The sequence below is a fragment of the [Mycobacterium] manitobense genome (assembly GCF_025821665.1).
In the GTDB taxonomy this organism is placed as follows: Bacteria; Actinomycetota; Actinomycetes; order Mycobacteriales; family Mycobacteriaceae; genus Mycobacterium; species Mycobacterium arseniciresistens.
Genome location: NZ_JACKSJ010000154.1, coordinates 1 through 4,504 on the forward strand (window position 1 = coordinate 1; position 4,504 = coordinate 4,504).

The 4,504-nt window shown below is 72.3% G+C and carries 5 protein-coding genes and 1 pseudogene; 1 reads left to right on the plus strand and 5 read right to left on the minus strand.

Annotated elements, in window-relative coordinates; all coding sequences use genetic code 11:
• Positions 1-756 (plus strand): type III PLP-dependent enzyme domain-containing protein (locus H7I41_RS19180; protein WP_505011369.1); only part of this gene is annotated, 756 nt, incomplete at its 5' end.
• 66 nt (positions 757-822) lie between these two features.
• On the opposite strand, the gene H7I41_RS19185 is transcribed toward H7I41_RS19180, so the two are convergent.
• The 5 genes and pseudogenes from H7I41_RS19185 to H7I41_RS19205 form a co-directional block, all read right to left on the minus strand.
• Positions 823-1,626 (minus strand): type III pantothenate kinase, encoded by an 804-nt coding sequence (locus tag H7I41_RS19185; RefSeq protein ID WP_264014204.1) that lies wholly within the window; start codon positions 1,624-1,626, stop codon positions 823-825.
• Between the two features lie 4 nt (positions 1,627-1,630).
• A complete protein-coding gene (gene panD, locus H7I41_RS19190) occupies positions 1,631-2,038 on the minus strand; it encodes an aspartate 1-decarboxylase (protein WP_264014205.1) in 408 nt (135 codons plus the stop codon).
• On the minus strand, positions 2,038-2,985 hold the full coding sequence (panC, locus tag H7I41_RS19195) for a pantoate--beta-alanine ligase (protein ID WP_264014206.1): 948 nt from the start codon (positions 2,983-2,985) through the stop codon (positions 2,038-2,040). The genes panD and panC overlap by 1 nt, the downstream gene beginning before the upstream one ends.
• Positions 2,982-3,929, minus strand: coding sequence for a Rossmann-like and DUF2520 domain-containing protein (locus H7I41_RS19200; protein WP_264014207.1), 948 nt, complete (start codon positions 3,927-3,929; stop codon positions 2,982-2,984). Before H7I41_RS19200 ends, panC begins: the two co-directional genes overlap by 4 nt.
• 82 nt (positions 3,930-4,011) lie before the next feature.
• Positions 4,012-4,504 (minus strand): annotated as a pseudogene (locus tag H7I41_RS19205) (DUF6779 domain-containing protein); the annotation flags it as partial.

The window sequence follows — 4,504 nt, forward strand, 5'->3', positions numbered from 1 at the left end:
CGTCGACGCGGTCGCGCGGGCGGCCGTCGCGGCGCCGCGGCTGCGGCTGGTCGGGGTGGCCGGTTACGAGGCGGCGGGTGGCCACGCCGTCACGACGCGGTCGCGCGGGCGGCCGTCGCGGCGCCGCGGCTGCGGCTGGTCGGGGTGGCCGGTTACGAGGCGGCGGGTGGCCACGCCGTCACCGCCGACGCGCTGGACGTGGTCACCGGCTACCTTCGCGACCTGCGAGACGCCGTGGTCCGCCTGGCCGGCCTGTTCGAATCCGACGAGGTCATGGTCACCGCCGGCGGCAGCACGTACTTCGACCTCGTCGCAGACGTCCTCACGGGCGGCTGGCCGGACGGACTGACCGTGCGGACCGTGATCCGCAGCGGGTGCTACCTCACCCATGACGACGGGTTGTACCGCCGGACGTCGCCGCTGGGCCGCACCAGCGACGGGGCGCTGGAGGCGGCGCTGAGCGTGTGGGCGCAGGTGGTGTCGCGGCCCGAACCGGGACTGGCGCTTCTGACCATGGGGCGCCGCGACGTGTCGTTCGACCAGGACCTGCCGGTGCCCTACGGCATGTCAGGCGCCGTCACCAAGCTCAACGACCAGCACGCCTACCTGCGGCTCGACGCCGCCGACCACGCCGAGGTCGGTGACTGGGTGCAGTTCGGCATCTCCCACCCGTGCACGGTGTTCGACAAGTGGCCGGTGATCCCGGTGGTCGACGAGCAGAACCGGGTGGTCGACCTGATCCGCACGTTCTTCTGAGCGATTTCGGCGCGGTTTCGTTCGGTGCGCGATCGTTTGCGCGCCGAAATCGCCGCGGGAGGGGGTCTAGCGGCGGCCGCGGTGGTTGTCGCGGTTGCGCTCGAACACCAGCCGCAGACCGTCGAGAGTGAGATGGCGGTCGTAGGTGCCGACAGTCCGCACGTCGGGCAGCACCAGCGGGGCGGTGTGACCGGTGGCGACCACGGTGACGTCGTTGCCCGCGAACCCGTCGACATCGGCGCGGATGCGGCTGACCAGCCCGTCGACCAGGCCGGCGAAGCCGAACACCGCACCGGCCTGCATGCACTCGACGGTGTTCTTGCCGACCACCGACCGCGGCCGGGTGAGCTCGACCCGGCGCAGCGCGGCCGACCGGGCCGCCGCGGCGTCCGAGGACACCTGCACGCCCGGCGCGATCGCGCCGCCGAGGAACTCGCCCTTGGCCGACACCACGTCGACGCAGATCGACGAGCCGAAGTCGACGACGATCGCCGCGCCGCCGTACTTGTGATAGGCCGCGAGGCAGTTGACGATCCGGTCGGCGCCGACCTCCTTCGGGTTGTCCACCAGCAGCGGTATCCCGGTGCGCACGCCGGGCTCGATCAGCACGTGTGGCACCGACGGCCAGTACTGCTCGAGCATCACCCGCACCTCGTGCAGCACCGAGGGCACCGTCGACAGGCCTGCCGCCCCGGTGAGGCGTTCGGAGTCGTCGCCGATCAGCCCGTCGATCGTCAGCGCCAGCTCGTCGGCGGTGATCTCCGACTCGGTGCGGATCCGCCAGTGCTGCGCCACCTTCGCGTGCTCGCCCGCGCCGGAGACCAGGCCGACGATGGTGTGGGTGTTGCGGACGTCGATCGCCAGGAGCACGTTATTACCGTGGCGACAGCAGGTCGGCCGCGGTGTCCGGCACGAAAGCGGGGTCGTCCGACAGGTCGACCTGCCTGTTGTCGGCGTCGACGAACACCACCCGCGGGCGGTACCGGCGGGCCTCGGCGTCCTCCATCGTGCCGTAGGCGATCAGAATCACCAGGTCACCGGGATGAACGAGATGCGCTGCGGCGCCGTTGATCCCGATGATCCCGGTGCCGCGTTCACCGGTGATCGCATAGGTGACAAGCCGGTTGCCGTTGTCGATGTCGACGATGGTGACCTGCTCGCCCTCGAGCAGGTCCGCGGCCTCCATCAGGTCGGCGTCGATGGTCACCGAGCCGACGTAGTGCAGATCGGCCTGGGTGACGGTGGCTCGGTGGATCTTCGACTTCAGCATCGTGCGTAACATCAGTTCCTCCAGGGCAATTCGTGGTTGTCGTCTGGTCCCGCCACCCCGGGGTGGCCGTTGATGCCTGCGCTCGCGCCGAGGTCGACGGCGATGTTGTCCAGCAGCCTGGTGCGGCCCAGCCGGGCGGCCACCAGCAGTCGGGCCGGCCCCTGGGCGGGCGCGGGGCCCAGCCAGTTGTCGCGCAGCTCGAGGTAGTCGACATCGATGGCGGGCACCTCGTCGAGCACCGCCCTGGCGGCGTCGAGCACGGCGGCCGCTCCCCCGGACGCGGCGTACATGCCCGCCAGCAGCGCCGCCGAGAGTGCCAGCGACTGTTCACGTTCCACGCCGTCGAGGTACCGGTTGCGCGAGGACAGCGCCAAGCCGTCGCCTTCACGCACGATCGGCACGCCGACGATCCGGGTGTCGACGTCGAGGTCGTCGGTCATCTGGCGGATCAACACCAGCTGCTGGTAATCCTTCTCACCGAAGAAGGCCCGGTCGGGCCGGACGATCTGCAGCAGTTTGAGCACCACCGTCAGCACACCGGCGAAATGCCCGGGCCGCGAGGCACCCTCGAGCTCCGCGCCGAGCGGCCCGGGATGCACGGAGGTGCGCGGTCCGGCGGGGTACATGTCGGCGGCGGTGGGGGTGAACGCCACCTCGACCCCCTCGGCGCGCAGTGCCTCCAAGTCGTCGTCCAGGGTGCGCGGATAGGCGTCGAGATCCTCACCGGCGCCGAACTGCAACGGGTTTACGAAGATCGAGACCACCACGACGGCGCCCTGCACCCGCTTCGCCTGCCGGATCAGCGTCAGGTGGCCCTCGTGCAGCGCGCCCATCGTCGGCACCAGCATCACCCGCCGGCCGGTGGTGCGCAGCGCGCGGCTGACGTCGGCGACGTCCGCCGGGCGGGCGTAGACGTTGAGCTGATTGGCCGCGAACTTCGGCGGCTTGCGCACGATCACGATTTGTTCACCTCGGCCAGCACCGCGAAGACCTCCTCGGGAGCGTGTGCCCGCTGCGCGGTCCGCAGCGAGTCGGCCCGGTAGGCCGCGGCCAGTTCGGGATCGACCTCGCCGAGTGCCCGCAGATGACCGGCGACGGCGGCGGCGTCCCCGCGGGCCACCGGACCCGTCAGCGCCGACTGGCCGCGCTGCAGCGCGTTCTCCAGCGCCGCGCGCGCGAGCGGACCGACGACGCGTTCGGCGATGCCGCCGGGCGCCCCACCGACCAGTTCCTGCCCGAGCAGTTCCTGCCCCCACAGTGCCGACCGCAGCGCCTCGACGGCGTCGAGCAGCACGGTGACCAGGTGATTGCTGCCGTGCGCCAGGGCGGCGTGATACAGCGTGCGGGCATCCTCGCGCACCCGGAACGGCTCGCCGCCGATCTCGAGCACCAGCGACTGCGCGATCGCGTAGCCGACCTCGTCGGCCGCGGTCACCCCGAAGCACGCCTCGGACAGCCGGGCGATGTCCTCGTCGGACCCGGTGAAGGTCATCGCCGGATGAATGGCAAGCGGTATGCAGCCCTGCTCGGTCAGCGGCGACAGGATCGCTACCCCGTTGGCTCCCGAGGTGTGCGCGACGATCGTGCCCGGGCGCACCGCCCCGGTGGCCGCCAGGCCCGCCACCAGTCCGTGCAGTTCCGCGTCGGGCACCGCGAGCAGCAGCAACTCCACCCGGGCTGCCACGTCCTGCACGGGCAGCACGGCGGTGTCGGGGAGTCGGCGCTCGGCCCGCCTGCGTGAGGCCTGCGAGATGGCGCTGCAGGCGACGACCACGTGTTCGGCGCGCTCCAGTGCCACGCCGAGCGCGGTGCCGACCCGGCCGGCCGAGATCAGGCCGACCGTGAGCCGGGCCGGACGCAGCCCGTCTGGGACGGCCGACGCACGCGCAGGGGGCTGCTCCATCGCAGACGACCTCGCAACTTGTCGTGGATTCCTACGTTCCGGTCCCGCGCTGCGGGTACCGGACGGTCGATAGCAGACTAGCTCACTCTTCGCGGCGCCTGCGCCTGCCGCCTCCGGAGGGGGCGGTACCCATCCGGGCGAGCAGGTCGGCCACCGACTGACCGCCGGTGTCCTCGAGGCTGCGGTGCCGCCGGGCGGCGGTCTCCTCCGCGGACTCGGGCTCCGGCTCCGGCGCCCTCGCCGGCTCGGGGGGTGGCGGCGGCTGCGCGGGTTCGGCGGCCAGTGCCGGCCCGGAGCGGGTGGAATCGGGTCCATCCGACCCGGCCGAGTGCTTACCGCGCCGCGGTTCCGGCGCCGGGCTGGACATCGTCGGCTCCGGCGCGCGCCGGCGGCCGACGTACTCCGAAGATTCGTCGCTGCTCTCGGGCTCCGGAGCGGTCCAGTTGCTGCCAGGAACGCCCGCCGGGATCCACTGCCCCTCGGCCGGCGCGGGCTGCCACTGCGGATCGCCGGACTCCCGGCGCGGCGGTGGTTCCGGCGCCGTGACGCGGGGCGGCTGCGGCGGTTCGGCGGCC